Here is a 19845-nt window from a genome sequence, read left to right on the forward strand (position 1 = left end):
TTCAGAGATCCGTCCAGAGCGGCTCGTCCGCGATCAGGATGCGATGCAGCTCGCGCGGGAAGTCGCCGTAGTTGCGCACGGCGAAGTGCACTGTGGCACGATTGTCCCAGAACGCGACCGTGCCCGGCCGCCAGGAGAACCGCGCCTGAAGGTCCGGCCGCTTGTACTGGCGAAGCACTTCTTCCAGCAGTTCGCGGCTCTCCGACAGTTCCAGGCCGAGTATCTGCGGTTGCTGCGAGAAGTTGACCCAGAGGATCTTCTCTCCGGTTTCACGATGCGTGCGCACGATCTTGTGCGCGACGATGGGGTATTCGTGGCCCGAAAGCTCCAGCGCGGGCACGAAGTTGTGCGTGACGTGCCTGCCCTCCAGGCGCTCCTTCAGTTCCGGCGCCAGGGTCTCGTATGCCAGGTTCGCGTCCACCCAGATCGTGTCGCCGCCCACTTCAGGCAGGTTCACATCGCGCAGCACCGCGCCCCAGGTCGGCACGAGCCGCCAACTCGTATCGGTGTGATAGGCCTCCCCGGCCCTGAGCTTGTAGCCGAGCTTCTTCTCGTATTCCCGGTCCTCCCGCGCGGCGATGGCGTGGACTTCCTTGTTCGCCGCATCGTGGCGTGTGGTGGGATGGGTGTAGAGCGGGCCGAAGTTCGCTGCGAAGGCCGCCTGCTGGGCGTCGTCGATGGACTGGTCTCGGAAGAACAGGACTTTCCACTTGAGAAGCGCGGCGCGGATGGAGGAGCGCAGCTCGTCGGTCAGGGGTTTGGAAAGGTCCACGCCCTCCACTTCGGCGCCGATGGTCGGCTGCACGGGGCGGATGACGAGGTCAGTGCTCGAAACGTCGAAAGTGGAAGCGGTGCTGGCCATGAATCTTCTCCTTTGCTTTCGTGTCAGGCGGCGTCGCGGCGCAGGCGCGCGGCGGTGTTGCGGTTGACGGGAACGTCCAGCCCCAGCGTTTCGCGCAAGGTGCTGCCGGGGTAGTCGCGTTTGTAGATCCCGCGCGCCTGCAGGATCGGCACCACTTGATCGACGAAGACCTCAAGCTGGCCGGGCAGCGATTCGAACAGGTTGAAGCCATCCGATCCGCGCTGTTCGAGCCAGAGCTGGAAACGGTCCGCGATCTGCTCGGGAGTGCCGGTGAAGTGGCTGCGCGGGGTGGCGACGCGCAGGGCAATTTCGCCCAGCGTCAGCCCGCGGGCGGCATCGGCCAGCACGCGCTCGGACGCGCTCTGGTTGCTCCTGCGCCCTTCTTCCGCAACCTGATGCGGGAACGGGCCGTCAGGATCGTAGACGCTGAAATTGTGGTCGTTGAACGAACGGCCGAGCGCCCGAAGCGCGTTCTCCAGACTGACGAGGCCCGCCAGTTCGCCGTAGAGCCGCTCGGCCTCTTCCTCGGTCGAACCCACCACGGGCCGGCCGCCAGGAAGCACCAGAAGCTGCTCGGGATCGCGGCCGAAGCCGCGCGCCCGCGCCTTGACGTCGGCGTAGAAGGCCTGTCCCTCGGCAAGGTCTTCCTGGTGAGTGAAGATCGCCTCGGCATGGCGGGCGGCGAAGTTGCGGCCGTCTTCCGAGGAGCCCGCCTGGAAGATCACCGGCTGCCCCTGCGGCGAGCGCGAGATGTTGAGCGGGCCTTTTACGGAGAGAAATTCGCCCTTGTGGTTCAGTTCGTGGAGCTTGGCGGGATCGAGGAACTGTCCGCTGGCTTTGTCACGGACGAGCGCATCGTCTTCCCAGCTGTCCCAGAGGCCCTTGACGACGTCGAGGTATTCCTCGGCGAGGCGATAGCGCACGTCATGGTCGAGGTGCTTGTCGCGCCCGAAGTTGGCCGCGCTCCCTTCCAGCCAAGAGGTGACCACGTTCCAACCGGCCCGGCCGCCGCTGATATGGTCGAGCGAAGCGAATTGGCGGGCGAGGTTGTAGGCCTCGGTATAGCTGACCGTGGCCGTGCCCACGAGGCCGATGCGTTCGGTCACCGCCGCCACCGCCGAGAGGATCGTCAGCGGTTCGAACCGGTTGAGATAGTGCGGAGAAGAACGCGCGTTGATCGAGACGCTATCGGCCACGAAGAGGTAGTCGAACTTTCCGCGCTCGGCGAGTTGCGCCTGCCGGGTATAGAACGACAGGCTGGTGCTGGCATCGACCTGGGCGTCCGGGTGGCGCCAGTCGTCCCAACCGGGACCGACGCCGTGCAGGATGAAGCCGAGCTTGAGTTGACGGGTGGTCATGTCTTTCCTCCTTCTGCGTGGTGTCAGGCTATGCGGGTGGGCCGGGACGAACCAACGCGGATGGCTGATAGGAAGGTGAGTATTTCCAAAGCGCCGGAGGCCGGATTCAGCTCGCCAGCGCGACCTTGTCCGCTCCCTCGCGCGCGGCGAGTTTGGCGCGGACCAGCGGGATCAGGTCGCGGCCATAGTCGATGGCGTCTGCCAGCGGTTCAAAGCCCCGGATCAGGAAGTGGTCGATGCCGATGTCGTAATATTCGAGCAGCGCATCCGCGACCTGCTCGGGCGTGCCGACAAGGCCGGTGCTATTGCCCGCCGCACCGGTGAGCGCGGCCACGCCGGTCCAGAGGCGGGTGTCACGGCGCTGGGTCTGGGCGGTTTCGAGCAGGCGCAGCGATCCGGCATTGGGCGGTCGATGGCCGCTGGTCGGCAAGCCCGCCGCCTCGCGCTGGGCGCGGACTTTCTCGGTGATCTCGTCGGCCTTCTTCCACGCCGCTTCCTCGGTATCGGCGATGACCGGGCGCAAGGAGAGCGAGAAACCGGGATTGCGGCCATGCTGGGCGGCGGCATGGCGGACGGCGCGCACGGCTTCGCCCACTTGCTCCAGCGTCTCGCCCCAGAGAGCGTAGACATCGGCATGGCGCCCCGCGACCTCGATCGCTTCGGGCGAGGAGCCGCCGAAGAACACCGGCAGATTGTCGGGCTTCACGGCGCTGAAGCCGCCGCGCACGTCGTAGAACCGGCCCGAATGGTCGAACGGCGCCTGCTCGTTCCATTCGCGCTTGAGCACGTCCAGATATTCGTCGCTGCGCAAGTAGCGCTCGGCCTTGAGGGTGTGCCCGTCGCCATCGCGCGCCATCTCCTCATCGGCGCCGCCGGTTATGATGTGCACGGCAACGCGGCCGCCCGAGAGCTGGTCCAGCGTCGCCAACTGGCGCGCGGCGAGCGTCGGCTGAGTGAAGCCCGGCCGATGTGCGACCAGGAAGCCGAGACGCGTGGTGATCGCGGCGGCATGGGCGGCCACGATCTGGCTTTCCGGCGAACTGGAACCGAACGGGATCAGCACCCGGTCGAACCCGCCCGCTTCCTGCGCGCGGGCGGCCGCCTCCACATAGTCCCGGTCGAGCGCCCGCGAGCGCGCGCCGCCGTGGATCTCCGAACTGTCGTTGAAGCCGATATAGCCGATGAACTTGACGGTCATGATGCAATTCTCCCTGAGGTGTGGGATCAGATGACGAAGAAGCCGTGAGTGCCGTCGCGCTCCAGCTGGGCGACAAGACCGTATTCCCAGTCGAGATAGGCCTGCATGGCGGTCTCGCGGTTGTCGGTGCCTTCGTAAGGGCGCTTGTAGCGGCCATGCGCCCCGCGCGGCGCCGGGGCGCCGTCGCCTCCGGTTTCCAGCGGACCGTCGAAGGCGTCAGCCAGCACCAGCACCTCCCAGCCGAGCTGGGCAAGCCACGAAGCGGTCATGTCTGCCCGCGAACCGAGGTCGTCGGCCAGCACGATGCGCGCCCCGCGCACGGGGGCGAAATGATCGGTTTCCTGCACCAGCTGCCCGCCCGGCGCATTGCGGAACCCCGCGGGATGACCGGCCGCAAATTCGGCAGGCTGGCGCACGTCGAAGCGATAGAGAGTGCGATCGTCGTGGGCGAGCAAAGCCCTGAGGTCCGCGCCGTCGATCCGGCGCACGCCGGCGCGGTAGGCCACGTCACGGGCCCGCGTGCGGGCAAGGTCCTGTCCGCCCTCTTCGCCCTTGTCGACGTTTTCCTGCCGCCCGGTTTCCAACGTCTGCCCGGCCAGTGTCCAGCCGATCGTACCGTTGCGCAGGGCGAAGATGCGGTTCGGCAGGCCTGCGTTGATAAGCGACTGGGTGCCGATGATGCTGCGCGTGCGCCCGGCGCAGTTGACGATGATCGTCGTATCCGAATCCGGCGCGGCAACGGGCGCTCGCAGTACGAGTTCCGCGCCCGGCACGCTGCGGCCGCCCGGAATGCTCATGGTCGCATATTCCTCGAACCGGCGGGCATCGAGAATGGCGATGTCGGCCTTTTCCTCGATCAGCGCGAGCACGTCCGGCGCTGGAAGCGAGGGAGTCTGGCGGCGGTGTTCCACCAGTTCCCCGAAGGCCTTGGAGTAGCTGTTGACGTCCTCGAACAGTTCATAGCCCGCTGCACGCCAACCGGGCAGTCCGCCTGCCAGCAGGTCGACCTGCGTATAACCGAGCGCGCGGAACTGGTGCAGCGCCGGTTCGGCAAGCCCCTCCCCGTCATCATAGACCACGATCGGGGTATCCTTGCGCGGGATGCGCCAGGGCGCTTCCAGAGCGATGCGTTGCAACGGAATCTGCGCCGCGAAAAGCGGGTGGCCGAGCGCGAACTGAGCCTCCTGCCGTACATCGATGAGCGCTATCTCACGGCGGCCCAGCAAGGCGCTTCGGACTTGCGCGGGAGAAACACTCATGCCCGGATCACTCCATTCCAGAGGTTGGGCAGAACGTCGTTCGCATAGCCCGAGATGAAAGGGCGTTCCTCGCCGCTGTCGCGGTACGTCGCGCGCTCGACGGCGCCAATATTGCCCCCGTAGACGTGGATCGAAATCGAGGTTCGGTCGGCAAAGGCGTTGGCCACGCGGTGAATGTCGCCGACGTGGGGATCGATCCCTTCCACTTCGCCTTCGCGAAGCTCTCCGGTCCCGCCTTGCTGAACGAGCGAGCCATCCCCGCGGCGACGGTAGTTCTGCACGCGCTCCGCTCCGCGCAGCACGCCGACGAGACCCCAGACGCGGTGATCGTGGATCGGGGTCGCCTGGCCCGGCCCCCAGACGAAGGACACCACGCTGAAACGCTCGGCGCTGTCGCAGTGCAGGAGGTATTGCTGATAGCGCTCGGGATGCGGGCGGGCGAAGGCATCGGGCAGCCAATCGTCGCGCGAGACCAGGCGGGCGAGCAGGTCGCCGCCGTCTGCGAGGATTTCCGCCTGTCCGGCGGCGCTGTCGATCAAGGCCGCGAAGCCCCTCACGAAGCGGCGCAGCGGCGCCATATCGTTCGCAGGGATGACGAGAGAAACCGGCGCGTTCATGCCAGGCCTCCGGCGTGAAGCGCGATGATCTCGGCCGGCGAGGGACCTTCGGCTACGTGCCCGCCAAGCGCGCTCAGTAGACGGCTGCGCAGCCCTCGCGCGACATGGGCGCGCTCTCCGCGAGGCGCTTCGATCCGCTCCTGCGTGACAATGCGGCCCTGGTCCAGGAGGACGATCCGGTCGGCCAGCGCGATCGCCTCGTCCACATCGTGCGTGACCATCATCACCGCCGGCCGGTGCCGCGTCCAGAGCGCGAGCACGAGTTCGTGCATCCGCAGCCGGGTCAGAGCGTCCAGCGCCGCGAAAGGCTCGTCCAGCAGCAGCAGGCGCGGTTCGCGAACCAGGGCGCGGGCCAGCGCAACCCGCTGCGCCTCGCCGCCGGAAAGGGTCAGCGGCCAGGCATCGAGCCGGTGCTCAAGGCCCACCTCGCGCAGGGCATCCTCAGCCCGCCGGCGCACGTCGCCCTGCCGAAGACCCAACGCGACATTGCGCCAGACTTTCTTCCACGGCAGCAGCCGCGCATCCTGGAACACCACCGCGCGCGAGTCTGGAACCGTGACATCCTGCCCGGTCGTCGGATCGAGCCCGGCCAGAGTGCGCAGCAACGTGGTCTTGCCCGAGCCGGACCGGCCAAGCAGGGTCACGAATTCCCCCGGTGCGATGTCGAGGTTCAACCCCGAAATGACAGTGTCATCGCCGAAGCTGCGACTGAAGTCCCGCAGGCGGACGACCGGCGGCGTCATGTAGAATTCGGGCGCTGTTGCGCGGTGCGGACCGATCTTTCGGGCGTCCATGGCTGGGTTCTCCGGATAAGGTGCGGATCTGGGCGTCATTGCGAGACGATGCTGGGGCGCCACACCAGGGCGCGGCTTTCCACGGCGCGCACAAGGGCGTCGGCGGCAAGACCAAGCACCGCGTAGACCATCAGACAGACCACGATGATGTCGGTCCGCATGAAGTCGCGTGCATTGTTGATGAGATAGCCGAGACCGGCCGAAGCGTTGATCTGTTCGGCAACGACCAGCACGAGGATGGCGACCGACAGGGAATAGCGCAGCCCGACCAGCAGCGAGGGAAGCGCGCCGGGCAGAATGACATGCCAGATCTGCTCGGCACGGCTCAAGCCGAAGCTGCGCGCACCCTCCAGAAGCCGCACGTCCACGCTGCGGATGCCGCTATACAGATTGAGATAGACCGGAAAGATCGAGGCGAAGGCGATCAGGGCGATCTTGGGCGTTTCGCCTATCCCGAACCAGACGATGAACAGGGGTGTCAGCGCCAGCGTCGGGATCGTGCGCTTGATCTGCATGATCGGATCGACCGCGACCTCTCCTTGCCGCGACAGCCCGGCGACCAGCGCCAGCACAACGCCAATGGTGATCCCGATCGCGAGTCCGATCGCCACACGCAGGAAAGAGACCCAGAGGTTGTTCGAAAGCTCCCCGGAAAGCGCCATGTCCAGCATCGTGGACAGCACTGTCGACGGCGCCGCCAGAGTGCGTTCGGGAATGAGGCCGCACCGCGATCCCAGCTCCCACAGCAGCAGGAACAGCAAGGGTGACAGCCAGCGTGCGCTGCGCAGCGTATGGGCCAGCGCTCCGAACGAGAGGATACGGGAGGACGGGCGGGCGCTCATTGATGTCTTCTCGGATATGGCATCCGCGGAAGAGACATCGCATTGTCTACTAATTCAATTGAGTTTTGACGAAAGGCCTATCAGCCGCGCTCATAACGCAGGGAAACCGCGGATTCTCGTAGCTGAATCGTGCAGCAAGCGGGGTGAATGCCGCCCACCTTTTCCTGAGAGGCCACACAAGCATTGCCATCAGCGGGACAAACTCTACTAATTTGGTTGAGATAGTGCGGGCCGCTAGGTTCGCGCCGATGCCCTCTCTGAGCGAGTGATTCTCACATGCCTGTAAATCTGCCGACCAACCTGCTGCGCAGCTTCGTGACGATCGTCGATACGGGCTCCATGCTCAACGCAGCGGAACGGGTCTTCGTGAGCCAGTCCGCACTGAGCCTGCAGATCAAGCGTCTGGAGGAGCTGCTCCAGCAGGCCCTGTTCCACCGCGACGGCCGCCGGCTCACGCTGACCCCTTCGGGTGAGCTGATGCTGGAATATGCCCGCAAGGTGCTGAACATTCATGACGAGGCCGTCGCCGCCGTAACCGCGGGCCATTTCACCGGGCCTGCGAGAATCGGCATGGTCCAGGATTTCGCCGAGATGCTGCTGTCCGGGCTTCTCGCCCGCTTCGCCGAACTGCATCCCGAGGCGCAGCTCTATTCGCGGATCGCCGGCACCGCGGAATTGCTGGGCCAGCTTGAACGTCGTCAGTTGGATATCGTGCTGGGCTTTGCCGCGGCGAGCGATCCGGGCGCCATCGCCAGTGCGCCCATGGCCTGGTACGGCAATCCCGACCTTGCCCGGAAAACCGTGGTGCAGCTCGCCGTGCTGGAGCCGCCCTGCCGCTTTCGCGAAGCGGCGATCCATGCTCTGGAGGAAGCCGGGCGGCCCTACCGGATATCTGTGGAGACGCCCAACCTCACTGCCTTGCGGGCGGCTGTCGATGCCGGGCTCGGAGTGACCTGCCGCACGCATCTGTTCCTGCGTGACGCGCCGCTGGAAGATGGAGACTTGCCCGCCCTTCCCAACGTCTCCTGCATTCTCCAGACCGCGCCGAACCTGGACGGCCCGACAAGCCAGCTGGCCAGCCTGGCGCGCGAAGTCGTGGCCGCGTTGTAGACCGCCAAGCCCTTATTGAAAATTATCAAGGGTGCGACTGCGCTTCTTGTTATCGCCGCCGCGGCGCCCCGCCTAGCCTTGCCCCCGGACATCCATCCGGAGGGAAAGAATGACGAAGAGCCTCAAGGATCGTTTCACCGAGCTTCAGGCCGAGCGCGCACGGACTTGGAGCGCCGAGCAGCTCGAGCGAAACGCTGCGCAGCGCCGCGAACTGGCCAGACGTCACGACCCCGCGACATTGCCGCGCGCGGGTGACGTGATCGCGCCTTTCAGGCTCATCGACCAGGATGGAGGGGAACTCACCCGCGACCAGCTTCTCGCAGAGGGACCGGCGGTGCTGGTGTTCTTCCGCTTCGGCGGCTGCCCGGCCTGCAACATCGCCCTGCCCTATTACAACGAAACCCTATGGCCCGCGCTTCGCGAGCATGGAATTCCACTCGTTGCCGTCAGCGCGCAGATCCCCGTCGATCGGGCGCTGATCGAGCGCCACCAGCTCGGCTTCACCGTCGCCAGCGACCCCGGCTATGCACTGGCGAGAGACCTCGGCATCACGTTCCTGCCCGAAGAACAGCCTGAAGTCGCGCCCGGCCAGGAATGGATAGGCTCGACACTCGGCACGTTCAGTTACGAAATCGACCAGCCTGCCGTCCTGGTGCTTGGCAAGGACGCCAAGGTCCTGTTCTTCGAAGCGAGCCCGGATTGGCTGCAACGCACTGACAGCGAAACGATCCTGAGCGCCCTGGCAAGCCAGGGAACAAGCCTCGGGCATTTCGGCGAACCGCTTGATGTGCAGTCATCCTTATAGAAAACATGCCGGGGCCAGCGAATGGCGAAATTGAGCACGGACGCATATTCCGGCTCTGCCCTGCGTTGCTGCCCATTGCCTGTTGAGCGCTCACGGTGGCCGCTGCGATCCCAAGGATGATCCCCGTCAGTGCTTACGCCCGGTCAGCCTTTCCGCCACCGGCATGCACATGAGACAGCCATTGGCGCCGAAATGTTCGCAGCGCCTACGCGCGATTTCCTCATCGGTCGGAAATCAGGCGTCGATTCCTCCGCGAACACCTTGATATCCGCATTGGGGAAGGCGCTGGCGGTCAATTAGGCAGGGAAAGGCGGCGGGTCCTAGGGTAAATCCGAGCGCCCCTCCGCCATCACCCTCGATCAGCACACCTCGCCTCAAGGCAGCCTTGCGGAGAGTGCCTCTCCCCGCAAGAACGGCGCCGTTACTGCCCGACGCCGCGCAAGGGGCCGGTGCCGTTGAACTTGCCGGCCTGATAGTCGCGGATGGCCTCGCCGATTTCCGCCTGCGTGTTCATGACGAAGGGACCATGGGCCACCACCGGTTCGCGGATCGGGTCGGCGTGGCCGAACAGGAGCACCGCGTCGCTTTGCGCCTCGATCGAAAGGGTGTCGCCATCATCTCTCACGGTGACGAGATGCCAGGCGTTCACGGCCTCGCCGCTGACCGAGACGCTTCCAGATACGACATAAAGAAACACGCTCCGCTCTTTGGGAGCCGGCAGGTCGATCCGCGCGCCGGCGGTCAGACGCAGGGTCGACATGAACACGCCGGTGAGCGACGGGATCGGCCCGGTGTGGTCCCCATAGGTGCCCGCTATCAGGTTCAGGGTACCCTGCCCTCCGGCGATCGGGATCGCGGGAATGCCGTCGGCCTGAACGCCGGTGTAGCGCGGAGGTGACATCTTCAGCTGCGACGGAAGATTGACCCAGAGCTGGAGGATTTCCAGGGCACCGCCTGCTTGCTTGAAGCTGGGCGGCGACACTTCCGCGTGGATCAGGCCGGAGCCTGCCGTCATCCATTGCACGCCGCCCGCTTCGATGATGCTTTCATGGCCGCCCGTGTCGTGGTGGGCGAGATTGCCTTCGAGAATGAAGGTCACCGTCTCGAAGCCGCGGTGCGGATGCGGACCGAAAGGCAGGCCGTTGTTTCCGGGCTGATAGACCTGCGGGCCGTGATGATTCAGGAAAAGGAACGGATCGACCTGATCGAGGCCCGGTCCCGGCACCGGCCGCCGGGTGACGAGGTCAGCGATATCGTCGCGGCGGGCGGGATGGATCCCGGCAACGGAACGGCTGGTCATGGGAATTCCTTTTTGGAAAGCACGCGGCGCAAAGCGCTGGTCTTGCTTCGTGAGGTCCGAACGCGGTTCTGATGCTCCGGATAGCAGGAGGACCCGTGATGGCAATCCATTGCAGCTTGATGGCAGAGCCAGGCGGTATGGCGGGGACCGTTCGCCCCATCATTCGAACGGCCTATCGCCCCTGTCATGACCGCGTTATGTCTCAGCGGCCAGCGCGGTTCGGTATGTCCCGAAGGAGGTCCGATGCTCCCCCGCGTCCTGATACCGTCTGCCCTCCTGCTGCTGGCTTCTGGCCCGGCCGCCGCCGCGCAGTCCGAACCGGCCACCCGCTTTCACCGGGACCCCGCGCTCCTTGCCGAGAAGGAGGCGAAGATCGTCGCTTTGTTCGGGCAGAAATCACCGCAGGCCGGGGCGGAACTGGAGAAGCTTTTCCGGGAGGATATCGTCGCCAAGGTCCGGCCCGCCTATGGGAAACTCGGCTTCGATATCGAAGACGTGGTGGATCTCGTCTCCGCTTACTGGATGGTCGCCTGGCTGGCCGCAAACGGCATTGTCGATGACAGCCGCCCCGATCGCGAGACAGCGCAGGCAGTGCGGGCGCAGATGCGCAAGGTGATGCTCGCCAATCCCGGTTTCGCCGCCCTGGACGACCGCGGGCGGCAGGATATCGGAGACACCATGCTGCTCCAGGCGCTGCTTGCCGAAATCCAGATGCAGGCCGCAGCCACGCAGGGCGCCGCGATGAAACGGCAGGTGAGTGACGCCGTCCAGGCGCAGGCCGCCGCTCTGCTCAAGGTGGACATGCGCCGCATGTCGCTGACGGCGAAGGGCTTCGCCGGACAAGGCGCACCATCGGCAGCGGGAACCGCCCCGCCGCCCCCTGCCCCAACACCCGTGCGGGCGTCAGGGATGTCTGCCACGAGCAAAGCTGCCGGCCTGTATTTTCGCGCGATTTCGGGCGGCGGCGGGGTCGACTGGGAGCCGCTCGCATTCTTCGGCAACGGCGAATACTGGGAGATCGGCGCCACGCCGCTCGACGAGTTGAACGTCGCAGAGTCCAAGGCGCGCGAGCCGCACCGCTGGGGGCGTTGGCAGCAGGCAGGCGGAGGCTTTCGTCTGACCGGCAGCGACGGCCATACGAACGACTACACGCTTCCCTCCGGCAACTTCTTTCCGGCCTTCTCCAGCGCACAGGGCGGCGCGACACTCTCCGGCGCCTATTCACGCACCAGCTCCAGCGGGCTGCAAGGCGGCGGAACGACGGTGGCACTGTTCGTGGACAAGATCCGCTTCACGCCGGACGGGCAGTTCGTGGAGGGATCCAACATGGGCGCGATGGGCAGCGGCGTTTACGCCGGGCGCAAGACTGGTGGCAGCGGGCGTTACCGGCTGTCCGGCACCACGCTTGAACTCACATATGCCGACGGGCGGGTAAAGCGGACGAGCTTCGCTTACGGCGCGACCGGGCGGCCTGCACACCCTTCGAAGGACATGGTCTTCATCGGCGGCGATACTTTCGTCACGGACTAGGCCGGCAAGGCGCATCCGCCATGCGAATGCCTTGCAACCGCTGCAAGGATCCCTGCGAAAGTGGCTCTTGCGGCTGGTCGGCGGCTTGGATTAGAGCCATGCCATGCTGATCGAAACCCAGGCTTGCGCAACCGGCTACCAGTGTGACGGCAAGCCCCCGCATGTCGTGGCCGCGCATGGTCCCGCCGCGAATGCTGCCGAGATTTCCCTATGATCGTTCGCCCCAAACCGGGCCTTTGGGATGTCGCTTTCGCTATCAGGGGATCGATCCTTCCCCGTATCGTCGGCAGGTTGGTGACGATCGCTGCCGTCAGCTGCCTGGCCGTCATGGCCGCCGGACAGCGGCCGGACCTGTTTTCCCGGATCGGCACCACGCCCTTCACGCTGATCGGTATCGCGCTTTCGATCTTCATGAGCTTTCGCAACAATGCCTGCTACGATCGCTGGTGGGAGGGGCGCAAGCTCTGGGGCTCGCTCGTGATCGCCGGCCGCTCACTTGCGCGCCGCGTCGTCACTCTCGAACATGCCGATCAACGCAGGTTCCTGATCGGCATGTGCGGCTTTACGGCGGGCCTTGCAGCCCGGCTGCGCGGAAGCGGGGAAACGGAAGAAATCGCCAGGCGCTGCGGGAGCGGGCCATGGGACGATGCCGTCAATCCCAGTGACAGCCTGCTTCGCGAACTGGGCCGTCACGGCCTGGAACTGGCGAGGGACGGACGAGTCGGCGCGATCCACCATTCGCTTATCGAGGAACAGCTTCACCTGCTGGCGCAAGTCCAGGCCGGCTGCGAGCGCATTGCCCTCACCCCTGTTCCCTTCAGCTATTCGCTGCTGCTGCACCGCACCGCATATATATTCTGCCTGGCGCTGCCCTTCGCGCTGGCCGGTTCGCTGGGTTGGTGGACACTCCTTCCGGTCCTGCTGGTCAGCTACACCTTCTTCGGACTGGATGCGCTGGGCGATCAGCTCGAGGATCCCTTCGGCCTCGAACCCAACGACCTCCCGCTCGACGCCATGGTGCGCACCGTCGAGCGCGAGATGCTGTCGGCCCTGGGAATGACCGACCTGCCCGATCCGGTCTCCCCGGCGAACTACGTGCTGCGCTGATTGCCGGGCAGGGTTGCACCGTTTTCAGCCCGATCTTCGCGCGAAGGCAGGCCGGCGATCGTTGCCGGCCTGCCCTGCTTTCCGGTTCGCGCGATCGGTCAGAGCTTGACGCGTGCCATCCCTGCTTCGTTGTAGCGCGGGCCGGCCGTTCGGCCGCTGGGTGCCGCAGCCTCGATCACGGCCAGATCCTCGGCAGTGAGCGTCACGTCGGGGGCTCCGGCGCTGTCGCGCAGAGTTTCGCTGCGCTTGAACCCCGGGATCGGGACGATATCGTCCCCTTGCGCCAGCAACCACGCCAGCGCGATCTGCGCATTGGAGACACCGTGCCGCTGGGCCACCGAGCGGACCGCATCGACGATCGCAAGGTTCTTCGGCATGTTCTCGGGCGAGTAGCGCGGATCGTTGCGCCGCCAATCGCCCGCCGGAAGATCGTCCAGGCTGCGAATGCCGCCGGCCAGGAAACCCCGCCCCAGCGGGCTGTAAGGCACGAAGCCGACGCCGTTCTCACGGCAGGCATCGAGGATCTCCCCTTCCACGTCGCGCTCCCAGATCGAATATTCGCTCTGCAGCGCTGCAATCGGATGCACCCTGGCGGCCCGGCGCACCGTATCGGCGGCCGCTTCGGACAGCCCGATGTGGCGCACCTTCCCCTCCTTCACCAGTTCGGCCATGCCGCCGATGGTCTCCTCGATGGGGACGTTCGGATCGACGCGGTGCTGGTAGAACAAGTCGATGGTGTCGATGCCCAGGCGCTTCAGCGATCCCTCGCAGGCGCGCCGCGCGTTTTCGGGGCCGCCATCGACGTGGGTCGGCGTGTCGCCATCCCAGCGCATGGCGAACTTGGTGGCGATGACCAGCCCTTCGCGCCTGCCCTTGATGGCAGCGCCGACCAGTTCCTCGTTGCGGAACGGCCCATACATCTCGGCCGTGTCGAAGAACGTGATGCCAAGGTCGATCGCCTCGTGGATGGTGCGGGTCGAAACCGCGTCATCGGCGAGGCCATAGTTGATGTTGCCTTCGCGGATCATCGGCATGCAGCCGACGCCGATCGCGGATACCTTCAGGCCTTGGCCAAGAGTGCGGTACTTCATGTTGTCGTCTCCTCTGTTCGGGCCCGGCGTCAGAAACGCTCGCCGACCATCTCTTCGCTTTTCGCCCAGAGCGCCTTCGCGTTGTCCGGATCGAGCGCATAAGGCTGCACGCCGCCGCGCAGGCCTTCGCTCTCCTGGACTTCCGCGACCCGGCAGTCCTCGCAGTAGCGCCCGCCGATCTGCGATGGTTCGGCCACCACCGCAGACCAGAGCGTGGTGGCCGCGCCTTGCGGTATCGACTTGTAGACCAGCGCAGAGGCGCCCGCCGCTTCCAGGCTCGCGCCGATCGAGGCGACGAGCGCCTCCTTTTCGTCCTGCGTCATGTGGCGGGACAGTTCCGTATCCCAGATCACACCCGGATGGACGGCCACGGCGCGTATGCCCCTGTCGCGATGCCGCCTGTCGAACTCCACGGCGAAGAGGACGTTCGCCGTCTTCGAGCGTCCGTAGCCGAGCCAGGGATCGTAATCGCCGCGCTCGAAGTTCGGGTCCTCCAGGTCGACGTTGCCATAGCGGTGCCCGGCCGAGGACAGGTTCACCAGCCTGCCCCCCTCGCGCAGCAAGGGAGCAATGCGGTTCACCAGCACGAAATGGCCCAGGTGATTGGTGCCGAACTGGGTTTCGAACCCATCCGCGGTCTGCCCGAAAGGCGGTGCCATCACGCCCGCGTTGGCGATGACGATGTCGAACGGCTGTCCCGCTTCATTCAGGCCGTCCGCACAGGCGCGCACGCTCGCAAGGGATGCCAGGTCCAGTTCGACCAGGCTGAAGCTGCCGCCGCCGGTCTCGGCTGCCGCACGCACCTGCTGGGTCGCCCGCTCGGCCTTGGCCAGATCGCGCACCGCGCCGACCACTTCGGCACCGTGGGCCACCAGCGCGCGGCAGGTCTCTATGCCGATGCCGGCAGAAGCGCCCGTCACGAGCACGCGCTTGCCGCGAAGGTCGATCCCGCCAAGCACCTCGTCGGCGGTCGAAGTCTCTCCGAAAGGATGGGTCATGATTGTCTCCGGTTCGTGGCGCTCACCACTTGAGACGGTGAGGCCAGGAGGCGGATATAGGGCGCGGCCCCTTGCCCAGGGTGCCCGATCGTCTCAACGCCTTGCCCAATCCTATCAGCGCGGTTGCATCACCCCGCAGGCAGCCCGATAATGACGTTCATGCAGGACACGCTCAATCGCATGTGCCGGCGCGTGGAGCGCCATATTCCCGGGCCCTCCCGCGATATGCCCGCAGACATGCCGGTGCCGCGCCTTCGCGTTCACATGGCATGCGAAGCCGGGGGAACGATCAGCAGCCGGTATGAACCGATGATCTGCCTGGTCCTGCGCGGCGCCAAGCAAGTGACCATCGGCAATCGCGTGCTGCGCTACGATGCCGCAACCTGCTTCGTGACCTCGGTTGAGGTCGCCGCCGTCGGTTGCGTGACCGAGGCATCGCGCGAGCGCCCCTATATCGTCACGACCCTGGCGCTCAACCGCGAAGTCCTGGCCGAGCTGCTTGCCGAACTGCCGCGTTCGTCCGGGCCGTCGGAACCGGCAGGTCCGCTGGCGGGCTTCGGCGTGGCACCCGTGACCCGCGAAATCCTGGATGCCTGGGAGCAGCTTCTGGCCCTTCTCGACAGTCCGGCCGACATCCCGATCCTCGGTCCGGCCCGCGAACGCGAGGTGCTCTACCGCCTGCTCCAGAGCGGCCATGGCGGAATGCTGCGCCAGATCGGGCGCGAGGACAGCCGCCTCTCGCGCACGCGCCGCGCAATCGAATGCATTCGTCGCAATTTCGACCAGCCGCTGCGCACCGAAGCGCTCGCCGAAATTGCCGGGATGAGCGTTCCTTCGTTTCATCGGCACTTCAAGGCCGCCACGGGCATGAGTCCGTTGCAATACCAGAAGAGCTTGCGCCTCCAGACCGCCCGGCGCCTGCTCACGGCCAGCCCGGACGCCGCGCGCGCAGCATTCGCCGTCGGCTACGAGAGCGCCTCGCAGTTCAGCCGCGAATATGCCCGCCAGTTCGGGTCGCCGCCGACGCGGGACGCCGCCCGGATGCGCGAGGCGACCTCCGAGCGGTTCGACCTGACGTGATTTCCAGCCTCGGCGTGACGGCAAGCCCTGCCGCTCTCCGATCGGTTGCCTGCTCGCTCGCCGCGCTTTCGTTCAGCGGAGATCCTGCGTGAGCTGCCAGCAGCCGTTCTGCCATGCGAACAGATAACCGGCCGGCTTGCCAATGTGCCGCTCGACCGTCCAACCGTCACCCTCTTCATCGTCCCGCAGGATCGCAGGCTGATAGGTGAACCTGTAACTGCCGTCGGGCAGGTCCTCGAATTTCACATCCAGCGCGGTGTAGGGCTGGCTCGGATCGGCTTCCCAGCGCTTGACGGATGCCGTGTCGGCGAATTGCCAGTCGACATGCGAAACGTTGAAGATCCGGTAATTGCTGGCGGGAAGGTTGGTACCGGACGCCTTGGCGGGCTGGCGAAACGCGCGCTGTTCGACGGACGGCGCAGTGTATTTCGCGCGTACCGCCGGCGAGGCGATGAAAGCGTCGAGGAACTGAACGAATTCCTTTTGCGAGCAACCGCTTTTCGCCTGGGCCATCGCCTCGGCCATGTCCGTCTGGGTCTCGGCGAAAGAGGCCTGGGCCGTACCCAGAAGCGCGAGGGTCGCCGCGGCGCACGTCAAAACGGAATATCGCCCGAGGCCGAAAGGTCTAGTCACGGTAAAACTCCCTATTCATGAGAAAAAACCCGGCACACTTGCAGCGGGGCCAATTGCTGGAATTCGATGCCGAGCGCGATACTCCCGCGTCAGGACAGGTCCAGGTTTTTGGCAAGAAGCAGATGAGACGAAGCGTGGCGTGGCGCCGTTCAGTCGCGTGAGGTGGTCCGGTCTTTCAGGCAGTCGATCGCCGGTCGGCTATTATGGCGCCACAGTTCCGACCGGCTGCTCCAACGAAATGGGCGGGTTGGAAAACCAGGCGGGGCCGTTGGTCGTCATGTGGAAGCAGTCTTCGAGCCTCACGCCGAACTTGCCGGGCAAATAGAGCCCCGGCTCGTTCGAAAAACACATGCCCGGGGCCAGCGCCGTCGTTTCGTTGTGAACCAGGTTGACCGGCTCATGGCCATCGAGGCCGATGCCGTGGCCGGTGCGATGCGAGAGGCCGGGCAGCCGATAGCGGGGACCGAAGCCGCGCTTCTCGTAGAAAGCGCGAACGGCATCGTCGACACGGCCCGCAGGCAGCCCCACTTGCGCGGCATCGAAAGCAATCCGCTGGCCTTCGTGGACGGTATCCCATATCGCGCGGACCTCGGAAGGCGCCTTCCCGAGAACGAAAGTGCGCGAGACGTCCGACTGGTACCCTTCGACGGTACAACCGCAGTCCATCAGGATCACCTCGCCCTCCCGCACGGTCTGCGGTTTATGCGACCCGTGCGGATAGGCGGAGGCCTCGCCCAGCAGGACCAGCGAAAATTCCGGCGTGCCGCCCAGCTTCACCGTCGCCGCGTCCATCAGTCCGCCGATCTCGTGCGGGGTCATGCCCGCCCTTATGCGGGGCCAGACCCAGCGATAGGCCGCGATCGTCACTTCGGTCGCCTTCGTCATCAACGCGATCTCGGCGGGCGTCTTGATCATGCGGCAGCCGCGCACGACCGGGTTCGCGGAAACGATCCTGGTTCCCGGCGCGCGTCTGGAGAGACCGTCGCTGGCAAAGAAGCGGACCGTTTCCTCGACGGCCACCGTGCCGCTGGAAAGACCGCGCTCCTTCAGCGTAGCGGCGATGAGCGCAATCGGATCCTCGTCTTCCTGCCAGACGCGGACGTCCGCCGGGATCGCCAGGGTCTCGCGCACCGAGGGTTCCTCGAAGAACGGAGTGACGATCACCGGATCGCCCTTCTGGAAAAGCAGCGCTGCCGTCAGGCGTTCGCTGCGCCACCATTCGATGCCGGTGAAATAGGCCAGGCTCGCGCCAGGTTCGATCAGGATGGCATCGATCTCATGCTCCCGCATCAGCCTTCGGGCGCGTTCGAGGCGCCCTTCGCGTTCGGAGCGCGAGATGGGAACCGCATCGGAGGTGATCTTGCGCAGATCGCTGGTGTCGATGTCGGCCAGCAGCGGGCCGGGCAGCAGCATGGAGATCGCCAGCGCGCCTCCACCAAGGATCAGGCCGCGGCGATCGGATCGAAGAGAAGTGCTCATGCGAAATCATGGCACAGGATTGATCGCCGTCAAGCCGGCAGTGCCGTGCGGTTCAGGTGCCGGGCGATGGACCGTCCTGCCCTCGGTCATGTGCCTTGAGCAGGGCGTCGAAGGTCTCTTCCAGCTGGGCACGATAAGCGCCATGAGTCACGATGTAGCGCTCGTTCGCCAGCAGATCGGGGAGTATATTGCGCGCGGCATGTTCGGCCGTTGCCACATGGTCCGCCGAGGTCATGCCCCTGCTCTTCATCATCGCGTCGATATCGTCTCGCCTGATCGCCATCTCGCCCATCTCCCGGGGCCGCGCCAGGGCGCTGCTTTCCAGATGCCGGGTCGCCATGCCCGCGGGGAACGCTATCGAAACGCCGATGCCCTCCTCGGCCAGTTCCATCCGCAAGGTCTCGGCATAGCCGGTCACCGCGTATTTGGAGGCGGTGTAGGCTCCCATGCGGATGCCGGGCGTCAACGCCGCCGACGAAGACGTGACGAGAATACGCTTCGGGCCCTTCGACCGGCGGATGAGGGGCAGGAAGGACTGGACCGTATGGATGGTGCCCATGACGTTGACGTCGAGCACCCAGCGCCATTCCTGCTCCGTCAGCCGCTCCAGCGGGCCGAAATGCTGCACGCCCACGTTCGCGCACAGGATCGAGCAGTCCCCGAAGCGATCCGCCACGGTAGCGGCCGCAGCCTGTACGGCGCCCGCATCGGCGACATCGACACGCAGGCCCATCGCCTCCCCGCCTTGGGCGCCAACGCGGTCCGCCACCTGCTGCGCGGCGCTACCGTCGATATCGAGAGCCGCGATCTTCATGCCCGCTTCGCGAAACCGGTCCACCAGCGCCGCGCCGAACCCGGAACCCGCCCCTGTCACTACAGCCGTGCAGCCCTTCAGTTCGTCGGTCATTGCCCTCTTTCCTGAGATGAATCGATCCGGGCCGAAGCGCGCGGCGGCTTTCGGCGGAATTATGGTCGTGCGGGTCGCCGCAAGGTCGCCTGCCGGCCTGCCGAGGGCTACATCCACGTCCCGCCGTTCACGTTGATTTCCTGGCCCGTGATGTAGCTTGCCTTGTCGGAACACAGGAATTCGCAGGCGTTCGCGATATCCTCGGGCGTGCCTGGGCGGGCAATCGGGATGGCCTGGGCGATCACCTCCAGCGGAGGCACTTCTCCCGAGTTCACTCCGGCGCGGGCCAGCGGCGTATCGACCAGCGACGGGGGGATCGTGTTGACCGTGATGCCGTGAACGGCGAGTTCGCGCGCCAGCGAACGGGTGAGCCCGATCACCCCGCCTTTCGAGGCCGCGTAATGCGCACGGTCCTGCGCGCCCGACTGCGCCGCCTGCGAGGAGATCGTCACGATCCTGCCCCACTTGCGCGCCACCATGTCCGGCGCGGCAAGCTGGACCGTGTGGAACACGCCGTTGAGGTTCACATCGATCATCCGCTGCCAGGTCTCGACCGACATCGTGAGGAAATCTGCCGAGGCGGAAATGCCCGCGTTGGCGATGACGATGCTGATCGGGCCGAGGCTGCGTCTCACCGCATCGTAAGCGGCGGCCATATCGTTCCGATTGCCCACGTCCGCGCGAAGCGGCAGCACGTTCGCCCCCTCGGCCCGAAGCGCGCCCGCTTCGCGCTCCAACGCCTCTTCCTGCCGGTCGAGCATCGCCACGGGATGGCCGTTCCTTGCGAAGAGCCGGCAGATGCCCAGCCCCATTCCCGATGCGCCGCCGGTAACGACGACGACGCGATCTTTGTTCGTTTCCCTGGTCATGATCCT

The 19845-nt window shown here is 65.7% G+C and carries 19 protein-coding genes; 5 read left to right on the plus strand and 14 right to left on the minus strand.

What is annotated here, in order from left to right; all coding sequences use genetic code 11:
* Position 1: 1 nt before the first annotated feature.
* The 7 genes from EDF58_RS13825 to EDF58_RS13855 all read right to left on the minus strand — a co-directional run bounded on the left by EDF58_RS13825 (position 2) and on the right by EDF58_RS13855 (position 6930).
* The gene (locus EDF58_RS13825; protein ID WP_132266554.1) at positions 2–862 is read right to left on the minus strand and encodes a TauD/TfdA family dioxygenase; all 861 of its coding nucleotides are present in this window, start codon (positions 860–862) and stop codon (positions 2–4) included.
* Between the two features lie 23 nt (positions 863–885).
* Entirely contained in the window at positions 886–2220 is a 1335-nt protein-coding gene (locus EDF58_RS13830) for an LLM class flavin-dependent oxidoreductase (RefSeq protein WP_132266557.1), read from the minus strand.
* 106 nt (positions 2221–2326) lie between these two features.
* Positions 2327–3418: an LLM class flavin-dependent oxidoreductase gene (locus EDF58_RS13835; RefSeq protein WP_132266560.1), complete on the minus strand. Its 1092-nt coding sequence runs from the start codon at positions 3416–3418 to the stop codon at positions 2327–2329.
* A gap of 26 nt (positions 3419–3444) precedes the next feature.
* Complete coding sequence (locus EDF58_RS13840; protein WP_132266562.1) at positions 3445–4677, minus strand: rhodanese-like domain-containing protein; 1233 nt, start codon at positions 4675–4677, stop codon at positions 3445–3447.
* Complete coding sequence (locus EDF58_RS13845; protein WP_132266565.1) at positions 4674–5294, minus strand: cysteine dioxygenase; 621 nt, start codon at positions 5292–5294, stop codon at positions 4674–4676. The genes EDF58_RS13840 and EDF58_RS13845 overlap by 4 nt, the downstream gene beginning before the upstream one ends.
* A complete protein-coding gene (locus tag EDF58_RS13850; RefSeq protein ID WP_132266567.1) occupies positions 5291–6088 on the minus strand; it encodes an ABC transporter ATP-binding protein in 798 nt (265 codons plus the stop codon). Before EDF58_RS13850 ends, EDF58_RS13845 begins: the two co-directional genes overlap by 4 nt.
* A 35-nt stretch (positions 6089–6123) precedes the next feature.
* Positions 6124–6930 (minus strand): ABC transporter permease, encoded by an 807-nt coding sequence (locus EDF58_RS13855; protein ID WP_132266570.1) that lies wholly within the window; start codon positions 6928–6930, stop codon positions 6124–6126.
* Positions 6931–7206: 276 nt separating this feature from the next.
* Between EDF58_RS13855 and EDF58_RS13860 the strand changes: the two genes are divergently transcribed.
* Both EDF58_RS13860 and EDF58_RS13865 read left to right on the plus strand, forming a co-directional pair.
* Positions 7207–8040, plus strand: a complete 834-nt coding sequence (locus tag EDF58_RS13860; protein WP_132266573.1) for a LysR substrate-binding domain-containing protein — start codon at positions 7207–7209, stop codon at positions 8038–8040.
* Positions 8041–8149: 109 nt separating this feature from the next.
* The gene (locus tag EDF58_RS13865; RefSeq protein WP_132266575.1) at positions 8150–8845 is read left to right on the plus strand and encodes a peroxiredoxin-like family protein; all 696 of its coding nucleotides are present in this window, start codon (positions 8150–8152) and stop codon (positions 8843–8845) included.
* A 421-nt stretch (positions 8846–9266) separates the two neighbouring features.
* Here EDF58_RS13865 and EDF58_RS13870 read toward each other — a convergent pair whose 3' ends face one another.
* Positions 9267–10145, minus strand: a complete 879-nt coding sequence (locus tag EDF58_RS13870) for a pirin family protein (RefSeq protein WP_132266578.1) — start codon at positions 10143–10145, stop codon at positions 9267–9269.
* A 243-nt stretch (positions 10146–10388) separates the two neighbouring features.
* Between EDF58_RS13870 and EDF58_RS13875 the strand changes: the two genes are divergently transcribed.
* On the plus strand, positions 10389–11675 hold the full coding sequence (locus EDF58_RS13875) for a DUF6683 family protein (RefSeq protein WP_132266580.1): 1287 nt from the start codon (positions 10389–10391) through the stop codon (positions 11673–11675).
* Positions 11676–11885: 210 nt separating this feature from the next.
* Positions 11886–12782, plus strand: coding sequence for a bestrophin family protein (locus EDF58_RS13880; RefSeq protein WP_132266583.1), 897 nt, complete (start codon positions 11886–11888; stop codon positions 12780–12782).
* A 98-nt stretch (positions 12783–12880) separates the two neighbouring features.
* On the opposite strand, the gene EDF58_RS13885 is transcribed toward EDF58_RS13880, so the two are convergent.
* Complete coding sequence (locus EDF58_RS13885) at positions 12881–13873, minus strand: aldo/keto reductase (protein WP_132266586.1); 993 nt, start codon at positions 13871–13873, stop codon at positions 12881–12883.
* A gap of 29 nt (positions 13874–13902) precedes the next feature.
* Positions 13903–14871 (minus strand): SDR family NAD(P)-dependent oxidoreductase, encoded by a 969-nt coding sequence (locus tag EDF58_RS13890; RefSeq protein WP_132266588.1) that lies wholly within the window; start codon positions 14869–14871, stop codon positions 13903–13905.
* A gap of 150 nt (positions 14872–15021) precedes the next feature.
* Here EDF58_RS13890 and EDF58_RS13895 point away from each other — a divergent pair, with 150 nt between their 5' ends.
* A complete protein-coding gene (locus tag EDF58_RS13895; protein WP_243654257.1) occupies positions 15022–15951 on the plus strand; it encodes an AraC family transcriptional regulator in 930 nt (309 codons plus the stop codon).
* Positions 15952–16023: 72 nt separating this feature from the next.
* Here EDF58_RS13895 and EDF58_RS13900 read toward each other — a convergent pair whose 3' ends face one another.
* The 4 genes from EDF58_RS13900 to EDF58_RS13915 all read right to left on the minus strand — a co-directional run bounded on the left by EDF58_RS13900 (position 16024) and on the right by EDF58_RS13915 (position 19839).
* Entirely contained in the window at positions 16024–16476 is a 453-nt protein-coding gene (locus EDF58_RS13900) for a hypothetical protein (RefSeq protein ID WP_132266591.1), read from the minus strand.
* Positions 16477–16785: 309 nt separating this feature from the next.
* Positions 16786–18063, minus strand: coding sequence for a Xaa-Pro peptidase family protein (locus EDF58_RS13905; protein WP_132266594.1), 1278 nt, complete (start codon positions 18061–18063; stop codon positions 16786–16788).
* 52 nt (positions 18064–18115) lie between these two features.
* On the minus strand, positions 18116–18970 hold the full coding sequence (locus EDF58_RS13910; RefSeq protein WP_132266597.1) for an SDR family oxidoreductase: 855 nt from the start codon (positions 18968–18970) through the stop codon (positions 18116–18118).
* A gap of 107 nt (positions 18971–19077) precedes the next feature.
* A complete protein-coding gene (locus EDF58_RS13915; protein WP_132266599.1) occupies positions 19078–19839 on the minus strand; it encodes an SDR family NAD(P)-dependent oxidoreductase in 762 nt (253 codons plus the stop codon).
* Positions 19840–19845: the final 6 nt, after the last annotated feature.

The organism is Novosphingobium sp. PhB57 (genome assembly GCF_004342985.1).
Classification (GTDB): domain Bacteria; phylum Pseudomonadota; class Alphaproteobacteria; order Sphingomonadales; family Sphingomonadaceae; genus Novosphingobium.